This window comes from Hymenobacter coalescens (genome assembly GCF_054783195.1).
Genome location: NZ_BAAGRA010000005.1, coordinates 100,954 through 118,047, shown reverse-complemented (window position 1 = coordinate 118,047; position 17,094 = coordinate 100,954). Strand labels below are relative to the sequence as shown.

Sequence of the window (17,094 nt, the reverse complement as noted above, 5' to 3'; positions counted from 1 at the left end):
CGCAGTACGGCCACTCCGCGGACTTGGCCCGGCCGCCACGGCCGCCTGCGTCCCGGCGCGCCAACTCGTAAACTACCGAATCCGGCAGGCGGGCATTTTGACCGTTGCAGCGCCTACTGGCGGGCTTTCGGCGCCTTCGTTGCACAGATCCGCTGCGGCCGGTGTTGCTGGATTGCACAGGTCGCTATTGTTCAGCCGCCAGGGCCGAAAAAATATTAGCGTTTGCCCCGGAATTCCGGCGTCGAAGCTCCGATTTCAGCCTCCAAAAAACTACTTTTGCGCGCCCTTTCACCAAACCCCGTTTTGCCTAGCGAAACAACTTCTTTGCCGCCGTTATGACCACGCAACAGCAACTGGCCCTGGCCCAAATTCCGGACCTGCTCGAACAGCGCGACTTGTTTCGCCTCAAGAAGCTATTGCGAAGTCTGGATACGCCGGAGCTGGTGGAACTGATTGAGGAGCGGGAGGAGCAGGAGCAGCTGATTATTTTCCGGCTGTTGCCGCTGAAGCACGCCACGGAGGTCTTCGAGTTTCTGGAACTGGACGTGCAGCGCCACTTCCTGGAAAGCCTCTCGCAGGAGAAGGTGGCCGACATCCTCAACGAGATGTCGCCGGACGACCGCACGGCCCTACTGGAATTCTTACCCGACGACTTGGTGCGGGAGCTGATTCAGACCCTGTCGGAAAAGGAGCGGCGCGTGACGCTGGAGCTGCTGGGCTACCCCGAGTACTCCGTGGGCCGCCTGATGACGCCCGACTACATCGCCGTGCGCGAGGAATGGACGGTGCAGCACGTGTTCGACTACATCCGGGAGCACGGCCGCGGCTCCGAAACGGTGAGCGTGGTGTACGTCATCGACGACCGCGGCGTGCTCGTCGACGACATCCGCATCCGCGAATTTCTCTTCGCGCAGCCCTCGCAGCACGTGAGCGAGCTGATGGACCGGCGCTTCGTGCGGCTGCGGGCCATGCAGGACCAGGAAGAAGTCATCGACGTGTTTCGGCGCAACGACCGCACCGCGCTGCCCGTGGTCAACGAGGAAGGCGTGCTGTTCGGCATCGTGACCATCGACGACATCCTGGCCATCCGGGAAGAAGAAGACACCGAGGATATTCAGAAGCTGGGCGGCTCCGAAGCCCTCGACGAGCCCTACCTGGCCACCAGCATCTGGCAGATGGTGCGTAAGCGCGCCGGCTGGCTCGTGATTCTGCTGCTGGGCGAGATGCTCACCACCTCGGCCATGCACCACTTCGAAGACGATTTGCAGCGCGCGGCCGTGCTCGGGCTGTTTATTCCGCTGATCATTTCGGCGGGCGGCAACGCCGGCTCGCAGGCCACCTCGCTGATCATCCGCGCCATGTCGCTGGGCGAGTTTACGCTGAGCGACTGGTGGATGGTGATGCGCCGGGAAATGACGTCGGGCCTGCTGCTGGGCCTGATTCTGGGCGTGGTCGGTTCGCTGCGCATCGTGCTCTGGTCCACCCTCATCGACCCCGGCTACTTCGGCGAATACTGGCAGCTGATTGCCGTGACGGTAGGCATTTCCTTGCTCGGCATCGTGCTCTGGGGTGCCCTCTCGGGGGCCATGCTGCCGATGCTGCTCAAACGCCTCGGCCTGGACCCGGCCACGGCCTCGGCGCCCTTCGTGGCGACGCTGGTGGACGTGACGGGGCTGATCATTTACTTCTCCGTGGCCACGGCGGTGCTGTCGGGCACGTTGTTGTAGCGGCCCGTAGTCCAGTCGGCATGAGCAAGCAAGCAGGGGGGTATCCGACGCGCGCCGCGCGGCTCAGGGGATGGTGCCCCGTGGGGTTGTGGGCCGTACTCGGCGGCTGGCTGCTGGGCGGCTGCGCGGCTGTGGGCCAGCTCGACGAGTTGCCCGCGGGCCAGTACCGCTTGGTGGAAACCAACGACCCGGCCTTAAGACTGGCCCGCAACAGCCGTTACGTGGAGCAGGCCGGCGACACGCTGCACTTTCTGGCCGACGACTCGGCGACGGCCCCGGTGCTATACCGGCTGCAGCCGCGCCGGCACGCAGTGCTGCTGGCCCGCCGCTTCGATCTGGACGTGTTTACCATCCCGTTTAAGATCCGGCCGGCCCGTGCGCCCTTGCCCATACAGCTGAACACCAACTTCAACGCGGCCCTGTACTACGGCCGCCGCCTCGATTTTTACCACCTCACCAGCCGCCGCTCGGCCACCGGGCGCACCACGCCCTACATCCGTACCACCGGCATCGGCTACGGCCTGTTTACCGGGTTGGGCGCGGCCGTCATCAACCCCGACGTGACGCGTCAGCAAACCGCCGTGGCCGAATACGAAGGCTTGGTGGCCCACGCAGGAGCGGCCTTTATTTACGACGCGCACATTTTCAACATCGGCCTGGCCATCGGGGCCGACCACCTGTTTGGTACCGACCGTCGGTACTGGATCTACCAGCACAAGCCGTGGGTGGGCGTACTGTTCGGCCTCGATTTGAATTAGGGCGCGCTAGCCGTCGAAGCGGCGGTTGGCTTTTTTCTCGCTGTTCTTCTTTTTGCTTTCCAGCCGCTTGCGCACCGCACCGGCGCTGGGTTTGGTGGGCCGGCGGGCCTTGGGCCGGTGCAGGGCTTTGACGAGCGTATCGTGCAGCTTCTGGAGCGCAATTTCCTTGTTGCGCAGCTGGCTGCGGTCTTCCTGGGCCGTGACCAGCAGCAGGCCCTCGGCCGTCAGCTGCCCGCTTATCTTTTCCAGGATGCGCTGCTTCTGCTCGTCGGTGAGCAGCAGGGAGCGGGCCACATCGAAGCGCAGTTCTACCCGGGATTCCACCTTGTTCACGTTCTGCCCGCCCGGCCCGCTGCTGCGGCTGGTTTGCACCTGGAGTTCAGACCAAAAAGCTTCGGGAGGGGGCAGCATAGGGGCGGGTAACAAGCAGCGGAGCTATTGCTCCTTACGGGCGGGGTCGCAAAGATGGTTTATTGGAGCCGCTGGGCCAGCTCCCAGCCCAGCCAGGCGGCGCGGGCCGTCCAGGCCACTGTCCGCAGCCAGTTGGTGCGCACCAGCCCGTATACGGTGGCGTAGGCATTGCCGGCGGCGGCGAGGCGGTTGTGCAGCGGCACCGAAACCAGAAACGTCACGGCCCAGATGAAGCCCACCAACCCCAACGATCCGTACGCCGCGGCCCCGGGTGCCGCCCAGGCCCAGGCCGCGGCCAGCAGCAGTTCGGCCACCATGGGGGCCATCACCACCCAGCCCATGCGCGTCAGGTGCGCGCGGTGATACGCGGCAAAGCCCGCGGGCGGCACCAGCGCAAAGCCCGGGTAGTGCACGAGCTGCACCGTCCAGATAACGCCGGTCAGGTAGGCCGCAAGGGCGAAGTTCAGCAAAAGCAGCATGGCGGAGCGTGGACGAAGTAGGGTTAACGGGCCGGCACCGGGCTATACGAAGCCGGGCAGGATCAGTATCTTGGAAAGACCGACTCCAGCTTTGCCATGGCCCCTCCGTTCTGCCAGTTCTACCGGCCCAGCCCCGCGCTGCAACCGTTCGTGAGCAACTACATGCTCATGCACGCGCGGCTGGACCCGTGCCGGCCGCGCGTGGTCAATCCGTTTCCGGCCAACCCGGAGCAGTGCCTGTTCTTTTACGCGCGCGACACGATTGAGGTGTTCAGCTACGCGCAGGGCCGCGAAGTCACCAGCCCGGCCAGCGTCATCGTCGGGCCGCAGGTCACGCGCGTGAACCTGCGCATGGGCTTCGATCAGCTCACCATCAAGGTCGGTTTTCAGCCGGGCGGGCTGTTCCGGCTGTTCGGCCAGCCCATGGAGCAGCTGTTCGACCTCTCCATCGACAGCCAGGAGCTGGCCGGGCCGGAAATCAGCCGCCTCAACGAGCAGCTGCGCGAAACCGCGGACTACGGCCAGATGATAGCCCTGGTGGAAAATTACCTGCTGCGCAAAGCAGCGGCGCTGAAGACTGATGCCCACGCCGTGGACCAGGTGGCCCGCCTGATGCTGCAGGGCCACGCCCGCCGCTATTCCCTCGACTGGCTGGCCGGGCAGGCCTGCCTGAGCAACCGGCAGTTTGAGCGCCGCTTCGTGGAGCGCATCGGCATGGGCCCCAAGATGTTCATGCGGGTGGTGCGTTTCGCCGAGGCCTACCGGCTGAAAACCCGGCAGCCGCAGCTCGATTGGCAAGACGTGGTGTACCGCTGCGGCTACTACGACCAGATGCACCTGATCCGGGACTTCAAGCTGTTTGCCGCCGTCACGCCCACCATTCTGGTCGGAGAGGAAGCCCGCTCGCCGCTGAATCTTTTCCCGGGCGCTCCGTTTTAGAACGTCGGTTTTTTACTATCGGCCCCGGCCCGGCCCCGCTACTTTGGCTTCCTCAACACCTAACCGATGAAGCCTATGAAAACCCTGCTTCCCCTGCTGCTGGCCCTGGCGCTGACCCACTCCACCCCGGCCCAATCAGCCAAGCAAACTGCCGACGAGAAGGCGGTATGGCAAGTATCCGAGGGCTTGGTGGAAGCCTGGAACAAGCACGACCTGAACCTGTATTTTGCCCACTTCGCGCCCGAGGCGCAGTGGGTCAACGTGGTGGGCATGTGGTGGCACAACGCGGCCGAGCACCGCTACGCGCTGGGCATCTTCATGCAAATGATGTTCAACAAAACCACCCACACCACCCGGCGCACCGAAGTGCGGATGCTGCGCCCCGACCTGGCGCTGGTGCGCAGCCAGTGGCAGCTGGATGGCTGGGTGATGCCCGACGGCAAAGACATGAGCGACTTTTCGACCGGCGTACTCACCCTGATCATGGAGAAGCGCCAGGGCCGCTGGCTGGTCATCGACGGGCACAACACCAGCATCGATAACCAAGCCCAGGACCCGGTTCTGACCATGAAAAAGTAGCCGGGCGCCTATTTACGACGGCGGGCCATAAACTTCTCCAGGTTTTGCCGGGCCGTGGCCTGCACCTGGCGCTGCAGCCAGGGCGACCAGCCCAGCAGCCAGCCCGTCGGGCCGAGGGCCTGCCGCGCCCAGCGCCAGAAGCTGAACGCGTCGTGGTGGGTCAGGATTTTGCCGTCCTGAAAGGTGAACCGGGCCCGGATGTGGTTGTGCACCGGCCGGCCCGTCCGCGAGAAGGTGTAGTGCGCGTCCCAGGTCGCGCGGCCCTCGTGCTCATCGGCCCGGATGTCGTTGAACGCCAGGCGCAGGTCTTTGCCCTGCTCGCACAGCATTTGCCACATCGCCCCGATTTCGGCGCCGCGCAGGTGGGCAAAGGCCGCGTCGTTGAAGGTCGCGTCGGGGTGGTAGCAGGCAGCCATGGCGGCGTGGTCGCGGCGCTGAAAGGCTTGGTAGAAGCGGTGCAGCAGTTCTTCGTGGGGCGTCATGGCAAGGCGAAAGCGGAAGCCCAAAGCTGGCGAAACCAACAGCATCGTCCAACTAACGGCGGCCAAGGTCGCGGCGCGGCCCGCGGCTATGAGCCGCAAACCAGCCATTCGGCTGGCTCAGGCAACGGTGCGGGTCCCGGCAACATCTGCTACCTTGAATACTCTCCTTTGTTCCCCGTCGCCTCATGAAACATTCGCTTCTCCCCCGCCTGATTTTGCCGGTTGCCCTGCTGGCGACCCTCGCCGCCTTCCGCCCTGCTCCGGAAGCTGCGCTGAAGCCCGCCGCCTACGCGGCCGCCGACACCCGCGAGCAGCGGCAGGTGGCGGCATTCACCCGCCTAACCTTGGCTACCTCGGCCGAAGTCATTCTGGAGCAGGGCAGCACCCAAAAAGTAGAGGTAGTAGGTGCCGCTGAGGACCTGAAAGACGTGGAAACCACCGTGGAAAACGGCCGCCTGCGCATCGGCACGGTGCATAAGAACGGCCTGAACTGGCGCGGCTTCCGGGGCCCGGTGAAAGTGTACGTAACCATGCCGGCCATCGAGGCGCTAGGCGTGAGCGGCTCGGGCAAGCTGCACGCCGATAAGCCACTGCGAGCAAAGGCCCTGACGCTGGCGGTGAGCGGCTCGGGGCAGTTGCGAGCCCCGCTGAGCGCCGAAAGCGTGGACGCCAGCGTCAGCGGCTCGGGCAGCATGGCGCTCAGCGGCAGCACCCAAACGCTGAAGGCGGGCATCAGCGGCTCGGGGCGCATCGAGGCCTCGGGCCTGCAAGCGGGCAGCTGCGAGGCCCACATCAGCGGCTCGGGCAACTGTCGCTTGAACGTATCCGAGAGCCTGGATGCGCGCATCAGCGGCTCGGGCAACATCTCCTACGCCGGTTCGCCCCGGGTTACCAAACACATTGCCGGCAGCGGCCGGGTCAGTAAAAATTGATCCGGCCGCCCGGGTCTAACCACCAAGGGCCGGCCCGACGCATGCGTCGGGCCGGCCCTTTCTTGTGGGGGCTTGCCGGGCAGCTTACTGCACCACGATCTTGCTGGTGCTGCGGCCCTGCGGGCTGGTGACGCGCAATTGGTACACCCCGCTTGGCAGCCCCGGCACCACGATTTGCTGCTCCCGCGTGCCGGGCACCAGCTGGTGCTGGCGCACCAGGCGGCCGCTCAGGTCCAGCAGCTCCAGGCGGGTGTCGGGCGTAGCGGCCTGCTTCAGCTTCACCGTGAAGCGCCCGTCGTTGGGGTTGGGATATACCGTAGCCACGGGCGCAGCCGCTGCTGCAGCGGCGCGCTGCACGGCCACGGCGTCGCTGGTCGTGTTGGTGCCGTCGGTATCCACCTGCCGCAGCCGGTAGTAGCTCAGGCCGGGCAGCGGCTCGGTATCCACGTAGCGGTAGCTGCGCCGGGTGGTGCTGGTGCCGGCCCCGGGCACCAGCCCCACGCGGTGGAATGCCCGGCCATCGGCGGAGCGCTCCAGCTCGAAGTGGTGGTTATTGATTTCCTGAGCCGTTTCCCAGCTCAGCTCCACCTGTTGTTCGCCCAGGGGCCGGGCGCGGAAGCTCACCAGCGTAATCGGCAAGGCCCCGCGCGCCGCCTGCATGCCCGAGCACATGGACGTGCTGGGCACCGCTTCCCGGGCCAACCCCGCCGCCGCGTTTTCCCATTCCAGCTTGAGCACGTTGCCCCCGACAAACTCGCCGTAGTGAACCAGCAGGTTGTGCAAGCCCGCCGTCAGGTATACGCTGGCGGTGCCGGTTTGCAGCGCGTGCACGCCGTAGTTATTGATCAGGGCCGAGGCATCCGTGGGCGGCGAAGCCAACGCGTTGTCGTCCAGCCAGATGTAGGAGGCGTCGTCGGAACTCAGGTAGAACGTGTAGGTACCGCTCACGGGCACGTACAGGCTGCCGCGGTAGCGGGCGCTGAAGTGGTCCGGGTCGCTGTTGGAGCCCTGGGCCGGGGGCACCACGCTGCCCCAGCTGCCCACCGCCTCAAAGTTCAGCTGCGGGTCGATGCGTGCAAAGACCGGGGTGTTGTCCCGGAAAAAGCCGTGACTTTCGGCCTGAAAGTCAAAGAAACCTGCATAGTACTCGCCGTAGAAACCCGCCGCGACGCCCTGCCCCGACGGATCGTTGCCGCTGCAGCCTGCCGGGGGCGGAGGCGTGACCACGAAGGAGAAGGCAACGGCCTGTTCCAGCGCCCCTTCGGCGTTGTACACCACCACGCCCACGCTATACTGGCCCTGCGGCACGGTGGCCGCCGCCGTGAGCACGCCGGTGCTGCTGTTGATGGTGATGCCCGCCGGCAGGGCGGCCGCGTTGTGCAAGGCGTAGCCCTGCACCGGCAGCGGGCTGTTCGCCGTCGGAGCAGCCGACGACGCGGCCCGGCCAAACGGCGTCGACACGTTGCCGGGCGAATAATTCAAGGCTATGGGCGGACGACGCACCGGTTGCACCACCGAGCAAAACGCCGCGGAAGGCACTACCTGCCGCGCCAAGCCCGCGGCCTCGTTTTTCCACTCCAGGGTCAGCACGTTGCCGCCGGCGGTTTCGCCATAGTGAATCAGCACGTTGTGCAGCCCGGCCGTCAGAAACAACGTGACCGAATCGGTGCGCGGGGCGTGCACGCCGCCGTTGTCGATGGTGGCACGGCTCGTCAGCGGCGTCGCATCCAGCGCCGCGTTGCCGAGCCAGAGGAAGGAAGCATCGTCGGAGGTCAGGTAGAGCGTATAGCGGCCGGTGGTGGGCACATACAGGCTGCCGCGCAGCCGCGCGCTGAAGTCATCCGGATCGGTGGCCGTACCCGTGGCGGGCGGGCTCAGGTTGCCCCAACTGGCGGCGTTCGTAAAGTTTACCAGCGCATCAATGCGCTGCAGGGCGGGCGCATTGGTTTGGAAGAAGGTCTGGTCATTTTGGAAAAAACCCGCGTAGTATTCGGCATACAGCCCGCTTGCGGGAGCGGCTCCGCCCGGGTCGGCGCCCGCGCAGCCCGAGGGCGGCGGCGGCGCGATGTCGAATGTAAATACGTTGCCGAAAGTACTGGTACCGCTGGCATTGGTCAGGGCCACGTTCACGCTGTACAGACCGCTCGGCACGGTGGCCGCTGCCGTGAGCATGCCGGTGCTGCTGTTGATGGTGATGCCGGCCGGCAAAGCGGCCGCGTTGGCAATGGCAAACGCTGTAATGGGCTGTCCGCCGTCGCTGACGACCGGAACGCCTGAACTGAGGGGCGAGCCGGCGGCCACGGCCGCCGAGTTCGGCGCGTAGGTGATGCCCTGCGGCACCTGCAGCACGTTCTGAATGGCCGTGCACAGGGCCGAGGAGGGCACGATCTGGCGCGGAATGCCGGCGGCGGCACTTTCCCACTCCCAGGTCAGCACGTTGGCGTACAGGCTTTCGCCGTAATGAATCAGCACGCTGTGCAATCCGGCCGTCAGAAACACCGTGGCGCTTATTTCCACCGAGGAATGGCTGCCGCCGTTGTTGATGAGCGCGTCCGCGGCCTGGGCGGGCAGCGCCTGCGAGGGCGCGTCCAGCCAGAGGTAAGCCCCGTCGTCAGCCGTCAGGTAAAAGGTGTAGTTGCCGGATACGGGCACATACAAGCTGCCGCGGTAGCGGGCGCTGTAGAAATCCGGGTTGATAGCCGTATTCTGGGCCGGCGGCGTTACGGTGCCCCACGTGTCGGTATCGGGAAAGTTGATCTGCGCTTCGACGCGTGCCAGCCCTGGGGCATTGGAGGTGAAAAACGTCTGGTCGTCGTTGAAGTAACCCGCGTAATATTCCGCGTAGAGGCCGTTGGTGGCGGGGTTGCCGCCGGGGTCGGTACGCGTACAGCCGGAGGGCTGAGCCACGCCCCGGAGCTGCGCGGCCAGCAGCAGGAGCGGGAGGAGCCAGCAGCTTCGGAGCATGAGCAAGGAAAAGTGCTTCATATCCAATTAGCTTAAGAGGTGGAAAGAAAGGGATTGGCAACCCTCAATAAATATACTCTATCCAAGTACTTATTGTATGAATTTTATAATAATATTTTCTTAAAAGTGAATTTTGTCATGGAAATACACAATTAATCCATTTTCATATCGAATGGAAATTATGCAGTCTGCTAAAGGATAACGCCAACGAAATGCTTACTTGCGAGGCTTCGCGGGCCTTTTTATCCGCTCCTTCCAGCTCTGCATGGCGCACCACGACCACCGCCTCCCTACCTGCGCAAACTGCGGCTACGACTTCACCGGGCGGGCACCGGACAACTATTGCCCGCGCTGCGGCCAGCAGAATCAGGCCCTCGATCTTTCCTTGGGCCACGTGCTGGAGGAAACGCTGGAGGGCCTGTTTCACTTCGACGGCAAGGTGTTCCGCACGGCGCGCCTGCTGCTGCTCCGGCCCGGCAGGCTTACGCGCAAGTTCTTGGAAGGGCACCGCGTGGATTTCGTGCCGCCCATCCGCCTGTATGTATTCGTCAGCTTCGTGTTTTTTCTGGTGCTGGCGTGGGCATCGGGCCATGACGAGCGCCGCCTGGCCGATACGGCCCGGCCCCTGACCGGCGCCATCCAGCAGGCCGTGCTCGACAGCCTGCGCGCCTCCGGCCGCTCACCGGCCGTCGTCAACCTGGACCTGTCGTTGGGCAACATGCGCCTCGATGAAAACGACTCGCTGGAACTGGGCGAAGCGCATTTTGCTTGGCGGGACATTCGCTCCTACCCGGCCTCGCTCTCCCCCGCGCAGGCCGACTCGCTGCTGCGGGCCAAGGGCGGCACGCCCACGTTCTGGAACCGCCTGCTTTTGCGCCAGGCCGTGCGCCTGCCCGGCACCACCGTCGAGCAGCTGGAACAGCGCATCAATAAGGCGCTGTCGCTGACGATGTTCGTGTTCATGCCGCTGTTTGCCGTGCTGCTCAAGCTGCTGTACCGCCGGTTTCGGTACCTGGCCCACCTCATCTTCTCGCTGCACCTGCACGTATTTGCCTTCGTGCTGATGCTGCTGATCATCGGCCTGACGCGGCTGCTGCCCGGGGGCTATGCGGGCCTGCTGTGGGTGATGCCGCTGTACGTGGTGGTGGCCCTGCGCGAGGTGTACGCCCAAGGGTGGCCGAAAACCGTGCTGAAAGGCGCGCTGCTGCTGGGCGGTTACACCGTGGTTCTGCTGCTCGGGCTGTTGAGCGTGCTGGCCTTTAGCTTCGCCACGGTATAGCCGCCACCTAGTTTCCGAAGAGCCCCCCGCCCGACCGACGCTTGTCGGTCTTCGTCTTGGTTTTGGTCTTGCGCCGTTCCTGGTCCTTGTCGTCTTCGAAGAGGCCGCCCATAAATGACTTCTTCTTTTCCTTGATCAGCACGTAGCGCACCGACACAGCGGTGGGGAAGCGAAACCATTCCTCGTTGTTCAGCTCCACGCTGGGCTTGAAGTCGACGCCAATCAGGAAGGGCACAACGGGCAGCTTCCACTCGGCGCCCACCAGGGCATCGAACCCGCCCACGGCCCCGAAGTCTTTGTGCCGGCCCGCGTGCCCGCCGGCTCCGAAGTAGTAGTTCAGGCTGGGCCCCAGAATAGGAAAGTGCCGCTCGAGGAGTAAGGTGCCCGTCACTTCGCGTGGGCGCAGCAAGGCAATGCCCTCCAGCGTGGTCTTTTCGAAGATGCGCTGCTGGGCAGTGATGCCGTAGTTGCCGCTGCCCAGGCGCAAGCCCACGGCGGTGCGGTATTTCTGCGCGGCGGCGGGCCGGGCAGCCAGGGCAGCAAAGCCCAACAGTACGAATAAGCGGAAGCGGGAAGCAAACATGCGGGGAAGCGTTACGAAAGCCCTATCGTGCCACGGCTTGGCAAAGTACGGGCCAGCGTTGGTCGGCCGGAGCCGCCGGAGCCGGCTCCCGGTACGGCTCGCGTCCGCCCCCGGTTACTCCACCCGCACAAACGGCGCCGCCCCGCTACGGTCGCCGTCGTTCCAGCGCAGCACGTACCAGCCGGCGCTGAGCACGGGCAGCGCCAGGCTGAGCGTGTTGATGCCGGCCTGCGGCACGGTCAGTCGTTGCCCGCCGTAGTAGCGCCCGGCCGCGTCGTAAATGCGCACTTCCAGCTCGTTACTGGCCGCCGGGGCAAAGTACTCCAGGCCAATGATAGAGCCGCTGGCCGGGTTTGGGAAGACGGCAAACGGCACGCCGGGCTCTACGCGCACGCCTACGGGGGCCGTTGGCAGGCGCAGTTGGTTAGCCAGTTGTACTTGCAGGCGGTAGTAAAGCAGGCCGCCGGGGGGCTGGGTATCGGTATAGGAATACGAAGCAGCCCCGGTGGCCGGCACCTGGGCCAGTTGCGTCCAGGTGTCGGCGTCGGAGCTGCGCTCCACCACAAAGGCTTGCACGTTGCACTCCCCCCGGGTGGGCCAACTCAGCTGCACGCGCCCGGCGTCGGCGCGAACTTCCACGGCGGCGGTGAGCGGGGCCGGCTGGGCGGGGGCAGGGCCGCAGGTAGGCGCGGCCAGGCTGCGCAGCTGCACGGCGTAGCCGGCCCGCACGTCGCGGCCGGGGTTGAGCTGCCGGTTTACCTGTCCGCGCGCCACGGCAAAGTGCATCACGGCGACCAGCGGGGCAATGACGTGCCCGAGCTGATGGGCGTGGCCCAACTCGTGGAGCACCACGGTTTCAAAATCAAACTGCCCGGTGGCCGGCAGGCCTGGCCCGTACTGCCAGTTCACTCCGTCGTCGAACTGCATATCCACCTCCTTCACCCAGAAGCGGGCGGTACCGCTGGCGTCGCGGCAGCCGATGTAGTAGCTGGTGGTGCGCCCCAGAATGTTGTTCGGTAGCTCCGCTCCCTGATCGAACTCCAAGGCGTTGACGTCGTCGCTGCCGATGCCGCGCGCGTTGCGTTGCGTGCCCAGCTCCCAGTTGATGGCCGTTTGGCAGCGCCAGGAACCCAGGGCCCGGCCAAACGCGGCCAGCGCCGCCGCGTTCTGCACAAAGGCCGCGTCGGGCTGAAAGCTGTACCCGCCGCGGTTGTTCTGGTCGATGTGCACCGGGGCATGCGTCACGCCGGAGTTGGTCTCGGCCACGTTGGTCAGGGCGTAGCGCACCGTCAGCGGCAGCGGGCTGAGGGCCGCCTGCTGATCGGCCGCTACCACGCGCACGGTGCCGGTACCGGCGGGACGCCCCTCGGCGGAATTGGACGGCACCCGCACCTGAATGCGGGTATCCGACCAGCTGACAACGTCGCGGGGCCGGGCGGCGGTGAACGAGACGCCCCCGTCGTCGGCGTTGCGAAACTCCACGCTCCCGGTGGTATTGCCGAAGCCCGCGCCGGTAATGGTCAGCACCGAATCGGTTCCGGCCGAGATGCTGCGCGGGCTCAGGGCACTGATAACGGGCGCGTGAATACCCCGCGCCGCTGGCGGCTGCAAGCGCCGCACCAGGGCTGACGCCACAACCTTATTGGGCAGCAACTCCCGCAACGCCTGACCGGTCAGGGCCGTTTGCTCGCGGTAGAAGGCCGCATCGATGCGCGCATAGCGGCGGAAGGGCTCCGCGGCGGTAGCCGTCGGGAGGTCGTAGCGAATGAAGCCCTGCTCGCTGGCGTAGGCGGTCCAGGCACCGGGTAGGGAAAGTCCGCGGAAGGCGGCGGGCGTCAGGAACAGCAGGCCCTGCACCCCGGGGCTCAGTGTGAGCGTGTTGGTCAGGGTCTGGCGGGCGTCGTCCACCGTGCCGCCTTCCGTCACCACGGTGAGCGGGGCGTCGGCGGCCCACTGCCCCTTCAGCAGCTTGTACACGCGCAAGGTATTGGCGGTGTAAATGCGGCGGTGGGCATCGTCCCAGAAGCTGCGCTGGCTCACGACTTCGGCCTCCACCACCAGCGCGGCCGCCTGCGCGCGTTGGGCCGGGTCGAGGGGCAGCAGCAGGCAGTGGGTTTGCTCGGTGGTCGGCCCGGACTGCGCCCGCGCGGGTATCGTGGCCCCAAAGAGCAGCGCGCCAAGGAGGAGCGGGCGACAAACAGTAGCAAGTGAAAGCATAGCAGCGGCGCGAAAAACAGGCTTTACCAACATACGACTTTTGTGGCCTCTTGGTCGGCCGAGGCCAGGGCCATGCAACGTCGGCGGGCTGGGGTGGCTCCTGCCCATGCACTTAGCCTCATCCCATGTCGTCCTTTTCCTACCTCCACCGATTTGCCGGCCTGCCGCTGGCCTTATTCACCGTTTCAGCCGCCTGGGCCCAGCAGCCTGACACGCTTCGCGCGCGGCCGGTACCGGCCAGCCCCGCCACCATGTTTAAGCTCGGCTTGGATGCTGCTCGCGTTACGGGCGGCTACTCGGGCTTCACGCTGCCGTTGTACGCCGGCGTGGAGCGGCAGCTGGGCCAGCATTGGTCCCTCACAGCCGACGCCAACGTGGGCCTGGGGCCCGGCAACGGCCTTGGCTCCGTGGCCCAGCTGGGACGCTTCGGCGCTTCGGTGGGCGCCCGCTACTACTATAGCCGGGCCCGGCGGCAGCACAAGGGCAAGCCCGTAACGGCCCTGGGCGGCACGTACCTGCAGTTGCAGGGCAGCGCGGAATTTTCACGGCTTATGCCTTTCTACGGGGAAGGCAGGTCCAGCTTCCGCTACCATCCCGGCGTCGAGCTGCTCTGGGGCTACCAGCGCCGCCTGGGCCGCTACGGCTTCATGGACGTGGGCGCTGGCCTACGCGTACACAACGAGCCGCAATATTACTATTACGGGGGCCCGCAGCGCGGCTTCTGGCGCGTAGAGCCCCTGCTGCGGGCCCGCATCGGGCTGACGTTGTAGGGCGGCTTGGCGGGCAGTGGCCGGTTAGGTGCCCACTCATAGGGGGGCTGCTTTGGAAGCGTGGCCGCGCAGGTAATAATTTACGGGACGGCAAGGCGTTCCGGAAACCGTTCTACCCTCGTTTTTACTATCCCATGCGCTTTTTTATCCTTCCCGTCACAGCGCTGACGCTGCTTGCTATTTCCCCGCCCAGGCCCAGCAGGCCGATACTCTGCCGGCTGCGCCGGCGTCCCCTCCCCCCGCCACGCTGTTCAAGCTGGGCACCGACGTGCTGCGCGCCGAAGCCGGCCCCTGGGGCGTTTCGGTGGCTCTGTACGGCGGCGTGGAACGGCAGCTGGGCCAGCACTGGTCGTTTACCACCGACCTCACCCCCAGCTTGGGTTTCGACCGCCGCCCCCGCCGGGGCGCGGCGCTGCACCGGCTCGGGGCGGCGCTGGGCACGCGCTATTACTATAGCCAGGCCCGGCGGCAGCGCAAGGGCAAACCCGTGCGGGCGCTGAACGGCACCTACTTGCAGCTGCAGTACCGCAGCGAATTCAACGGCTATTACGGGGGCGACTATTACGGCACCCGCTGGCGGATGTACTACCGCCACACCCCCAGCCTGGACGCGTTCTGGGGCTACCAGCGGCAGCTGGGCCGGCGCGGCTTCTGCGACCTGGGCGCCGGCGTAGGCTTGCGCCGCCCCGACTATTTCCTCTCGCAAAGCCTGGACCTGATCGAGGGCCGCAACTTGGCGCTGGGGGCGGCTCTGCGGGCCCGCGTCGGCGTCGTTTTCTGAATCCAGATGCCCCGCTCACAGCCAAACGGCTTCTTTTCCCCGCGGGGAAAAGAAGCCGTTTGGCTGTGAGCGGCCCTCAGAACAGCTTGCCCTGTACCGGCTGTACCACCAGCTGGGGCAGGGCAAGCTCGCGGCCGGTGAGCTTGGCAAGGCGCTGCAGAAAATACTGCGCCCAGGTGGGCGCGTCGTTCACGTCGCGCTGGTGAATAAAGAAGTACACCTCGTGCAGCCCCTGGGCCAGCCACGCGGCCAGGCGCTCGGCCCAGGCGTCGGCGCGCAGGTAGTCGGAGCGGTGCAGGGCGTGGCCGTTGAAGCGCACGAACGCCGTGGACGTGGTCAGGCGCTGGTGCAGCACGTCGCGGCGGCCGGCCACGTCGCTGAGCACCCAGGTTTTGCCCAGGGCTTCGAGCAAGGCGCCGGTTTCGGCCAGCAGGCCGGGGTCGTGGTACCAAGCCGGGTGGCGCAGCTCCACGGCCAGCGGCAGGTGCTGGGGCCAGTCGAGCAGGTAGCGCTCCAGGCGCGGCAGTTGCGGCGGGGCAAAGTTGGGCGAGAGCTGCAGAAAGGCCATGCCGAGCTGCTCGCCCAGGTTTTCCAGGGCCCGGCAGAAGGAGTTCGTCAGGTCGTCGGCGCGGTACAGCTCTCGGTCGTGGCTGATGCTCTGGGGCACCTTGGGGCAGAAGCGAAAGTGCGCGGGCACCGCCGCCCGCCAGCGGCGCACCATCTCGGCGTCGGGAATGCGGTAGTGCGTTACGTTGACCTCCAAGGAGTTAAACTGCCGCCCGTACCAATGCAGCTGCTGGTCGTCGCGCAGGCCCAGCGGGTACCACGAGCCCAGCCAGGCCTTGTTAGTCCAGGTGGGGCAGCCAACCCAGATGCCGGCAGGGACTGCGGGCGGGCTGGTGCGCGCCAGCAGGGCGGCGGTGTCGGGGTGGTCGGGGGGCAGGGCGAAGTCGATGCCCCGCACGTCCGGAAGTCGGCCAAAATCCATAGCCAAACTTACGTAAGGGCCGGCCGGCGGCTACTAGTTGCTTAAGCATAATTTTCGGCTTTTGCAACCACCGTTTGGACAAAAGCCGGAGTGCCCGACGCATTTTTTTTCAGCGGCGGATAATCTTATTTCGGCGGCCTCCCTCGCTTTGTCTGTTCAGAATGCAAAATCACCCCCAAGGAAACACAATCACCTATTTAGCGTCTCCGGTTGAGTCAGGGCTAATGCAAATTTTCCTGACTAAGCACAATTTTTCAGAAAAATGCCTAGCTTCCCGCCGCTCCCTATTTGGATTGTATTTCAGATAGGCTAATAGATTTGGCCCGTTCACCATAGCAGAGAATGAATGAAGTCTAAACAACGACAGAACCTCTCGGGCTTGCTGATGATGTGGCTGACGGCCCTGCTGATCATCGCCACTTCGTTGTCCTCTTTCGCCGACGATACGCCCAACGCCACCGCTTCTAAAAGCGCCGTTCTGCGCGGCCGAGCCTCCTGGTACGGCCGCGAACACCAAGGCCACCGCACCAGCAGCGGCGCCCGCTTCGACCGCAACAAGTACACCTGCGCGCACAAAACCCTGCCCTTCGGCACGAAGCTGCGCGTTACCAATCCCGAAACCGGCAAAGCCGTGGTGGTGCAGGTCACCGACCGCGGACCGTACCGACACCAGCGCATCCTGGACCTAGCCGAAGTGGCCGCTCGCCCGTTGGACATCGTCCGCCGCGGCGCCGTGGGCGTAGTGGCCGAAATCGTCCCCAATGACACTCCCCTGGGCCCCGTCGCCGGCGTGGTGGCCGTGCCCGAGCCCGAGGCGGCCGATGTAGCCGTGACAGAGCTTACGCCCGAGCCCGCCGAAACCTACGTGGTGCAGGCCGGCACGTTCGGCGAACTGCGCAACGCCGAAGCCCTGGCCGCCCAGATCAAAGCCCTCGATGCGCAGCTGGCCGTGGCCGTGCGCCAGGACAACGTGAATGGCCGCCCCCTCAACCGCGTCATCGTGGGCCAGCGCATGCCGCGCGCTCAAGCCGATGACGTGTGGCAGCGCCTGCAGAGCCGCGGCATCAACGGACTAGTGCGCCAGGCGGAGAACCTATAACCCTGATTCCAAGCAAGCCTGTCCCGCCGCCCCGGATGTTCGAACATCCGGGGCGGCGTTTTTGGTGTGTAGCCGCTCAAGAGCCCGGTCGTTCCCGTTACGGGCT

General features: G+C 65.5%; 16 protein-coding genes. 9 read left to right on the top strand and 7 right to left on the bottom strand.

All coding sequences use genetic code 11. The features are described 5' to 3' along the window. The first annotated feature begins 335 nt into the window (after nucleotides 1–335). A complete protein-coding gene (mgtE, locus tag ACYVKQ_RS05050) occupies nucleotides 336–1,727 on the top strand; it encodes a magnesium transporter (RefSeq protein ID WP_460576272.1) in 1,392 nt (463 codons plus the stop codon). Nucleotides 1,728–1,747: 20 nt separating this feature from the next. Continuing rightward, the gene (locus tag ACYVKQ_RS05045; protein WP_460576268.1) at nucleotides 1,748–2,485 is read left to right on the top strand and encodes a hypothetical protein; all 738 of its coding nucleotides are present in this window, start codon (nucleotides 1,748–1,750) and stop codon (nucleotides 2,483–2,485) included. A 6-nt stretch (nucleotides 2,486–2,491) separates the two neighbouring features. Here ACYVKQ_RS05045 and arfB read toward each other — a convergent pair whose 3' ends face one another. Together arfB and ACYVKQ_RS05035 are read right to left on the bottom strand one after the other, a co-directional pair. Continuing rightward, entirely contained in the window at nucleotides 2,492–2,896 is a 405-nt protein-coding gene (arfB, locus tag ACYVKQ_RS05040; RefSeq protein ID WP_460576264.1) for an alternative ribosome rescue aminoacyl-tRNA hydrolase ArfB, read from the bottom strand. A 59-nt stretch (nucleotides 2,897–2,955) separates the two neighbouring features. Continuing rightward, on the bottom strand, nucleotides 2,956–3,375 hold the full coding sequence (locus tag ACYVKQ_RS05035; protein ID WP_460576259.1) for a hypothetical protein: 420 nt from the start codon (nucleotides 3,373–3,375) through the stop codon (nucleotides 2,956–2,958). A 96-nt stretch (nucleotides 3,376–3,471) separates the two neighbouring features. Between ACYVKQ_RS05035 and ACYVKQ_RS05030 the strand changes: the two genes are divergently transcribed. Both ACYVKQ_RS05030 and ACYVKQ_RS05025 read left to right on the top strand, forming a co-directional pair. Continuing rightward, nucleotides 3,472–4,314 (top strand): helix-turn-helix domain-containing protein, encoded by an 843-nt coding sequence (locus ACYVKQ_RS05030; RefSeq protein WP_460576255.1) that lies wholly within the window; start codon nucleotides 3,472–3,474, stop codon nucleotides 4,312–4,314. A 75-nt stretch (nucleotides 4,315–4,389) separates the two neighbouring features. Next, a complete protein-coding gene (locus ACYVKQ_RS05025; protein WP_460576253.1) occupies nucleotides 4,390–4,893 on the top strand; it encodes an SgcJ/EcaC family oxidoreductase in 504 nt (167 codons plus the stop codon). An 8-nt stretch (nucleotides 4,894–4,901) separates the two neighbouring features. On the opposite strand, the gene ACYVKQ_RS05020 is transcribed toward ACYVKQ_RS05025, so the two are convergent. Further along, entirely contained in the window at nucleotides 4,902–5,375 is a 474-nt protein-coding gene (locus ACYVKQ_RS05020; protein WP_460576251.1) for a nuclear transport factor 2 family protein, read from the bottom strand. Nucleotides 5,376–5,560: 185 nt separating this feature from the next. Between ACYVKQ_RS05020 and ACYVKQ_RS05015 the strand changes: the two genes are divergently transcribed. After that, on the top strand, nucleotides 5,561–6,307 hold the full coding sequence (locus ACYVKQ_RS05015) for a head GIN domain-containing protein (protein ID WP_460576249.1): 747 nt from the start codon (nucleotides 5,561–5,563) through the stop codon (nucleotides 6,305–6,307). An 84-nt stretch (nucleotides 6,308–6,391) separates the two neighbouring features. Here the strand turns inward: ACYVKQ_RS05015 and ACYVKQ_RS05010 are convergent, their stop codons facing one another. Further along, nucleotides 6,392–9,292 (bottom strand): PA14 domain-containing protein, encoded by a 2,901-nt coding sequence (locus ACYVKQ_RS05010; protein ID WP_460576247.1) that lies wholly within the window; start codon nucleotides 9,290–9,292, stop codon nucleotides 6,392–6,394. 244 nt (nucleotides 9,293–9,536) lie between these two features. Here ACYVKQ_RS05010 and ACYVKQ_RS05005 point away from each other — a divergent pair, with 244 nt between their 5' ends. Then, entirely contained in the window at nucleotides 9,537–10,550 is a 1,014-nt protein-coding gene (locus tag ACYVKQ_RS05005) for a DUF3667 domain-containing protein (protein WP_460576245.1), read from the top strand. Nucleotides 10,551–10,557: 7 nt separating this feature from the next. On the opposite strand, the gene ACYVKQ_RS05000 is transcribed toward ACYVKQ_RS05005, so the two are convergent. Both ACYVKQ_RS05000 and ACYVKQ_RS04995 read right to left on the bottom strand, forming a co-directional pair. After that, the gene (locus ACYVKQ_RS05000) at nucleotides 10,558–11,133 is read right to left on the bottom strand and encodes a hypothetical protein (protein WP_460576243.1); all 576 of its coding nucleotides are present in this window, start codon (nucleotides 11,131–11,133) and stop codon (nucleotides 10,558–10,560) included. Between the two features lie 114 nt (nucleotides 11,134–11,247). Continuing rightward, nucleotides 11,248–13,350 (bottom strand): IPT/TIG domain-containing protein, encoded by a 2,103-nt coding sequence (locus tag ACYVKQ_RS04995; protein WP_460576241.1) that lies wholly within the window; start codon nucleotides 13,348–13,350, stop codon nucleotides 11,248–11,250. Between the two features lie 125 nt (nucleotides 13,351–13,475). On the opposite strand from ACYVKQ_RS04995, the gene ACYVKQ_RS04990 reads away from it, so the two are divergent. Continuing rightward, complete coding sequence (locus tag ACYVKQ_RS04990; RefSeq protein ID WP_460576239.1) at nucleotides 13,476–14,120, top strand: hypothetical protein; 645 nt, start codon at nucleotides 13,476–13,478, stop codon at nucleotides 14,118–14,120. A 268-nt stretch (nucleotides 14,121–14,388) separates the two neighbouring features. After that, nucleotides 14,389–14,901 carry a hypothetical protein gene (locus ACYVKQ_RS04985; protein ID WP_460576237.1) on the top strand — a complete coding sequence of 171 codons (513 nt, stop codon included), beginning with the start codon at nucleotides 14,389–14,391 and terminating at the stop codon, nucleotides 14,899–14,901. Between the two features lie 76 nt (nucleotides 14,902–14,977). On the opposite strand, the gene ACYVKQ_RS04980 is transcribed toward ACYVKQ_RS04985, so the two are convergent. Beyond that, nucleotides 14,978–15,889: a DUF72 domain-containing protein gene (locus ACYVKQ_RS04980; RefSeq protein WP_460576235.1), complete on the bottom strand. Its 912-nt coding sequence runs from the start codon at nucleotides 15,887–15,889 to the stop codon at nucleotides 14,978–14,980. 346 nt (nucleotides 15,890–16,235) lie between these two features. On the opposite strand from ACYVKQ_RS04980, the gene ACYVKQ_RS04975 reads away from it, so the two are divergent. Next, entirely contained in the window at nucleotides 16,236–16,988 is a 753-nt protein-coding gene (locus ACYVKQ_RS04975; protein ID WP_460576233.1) for a septal ring lytic transglycosylase RlpA family protein, read from the top strand. Nucleotides 16,989–17,094 lie beyond the last annotated feature (106 nt).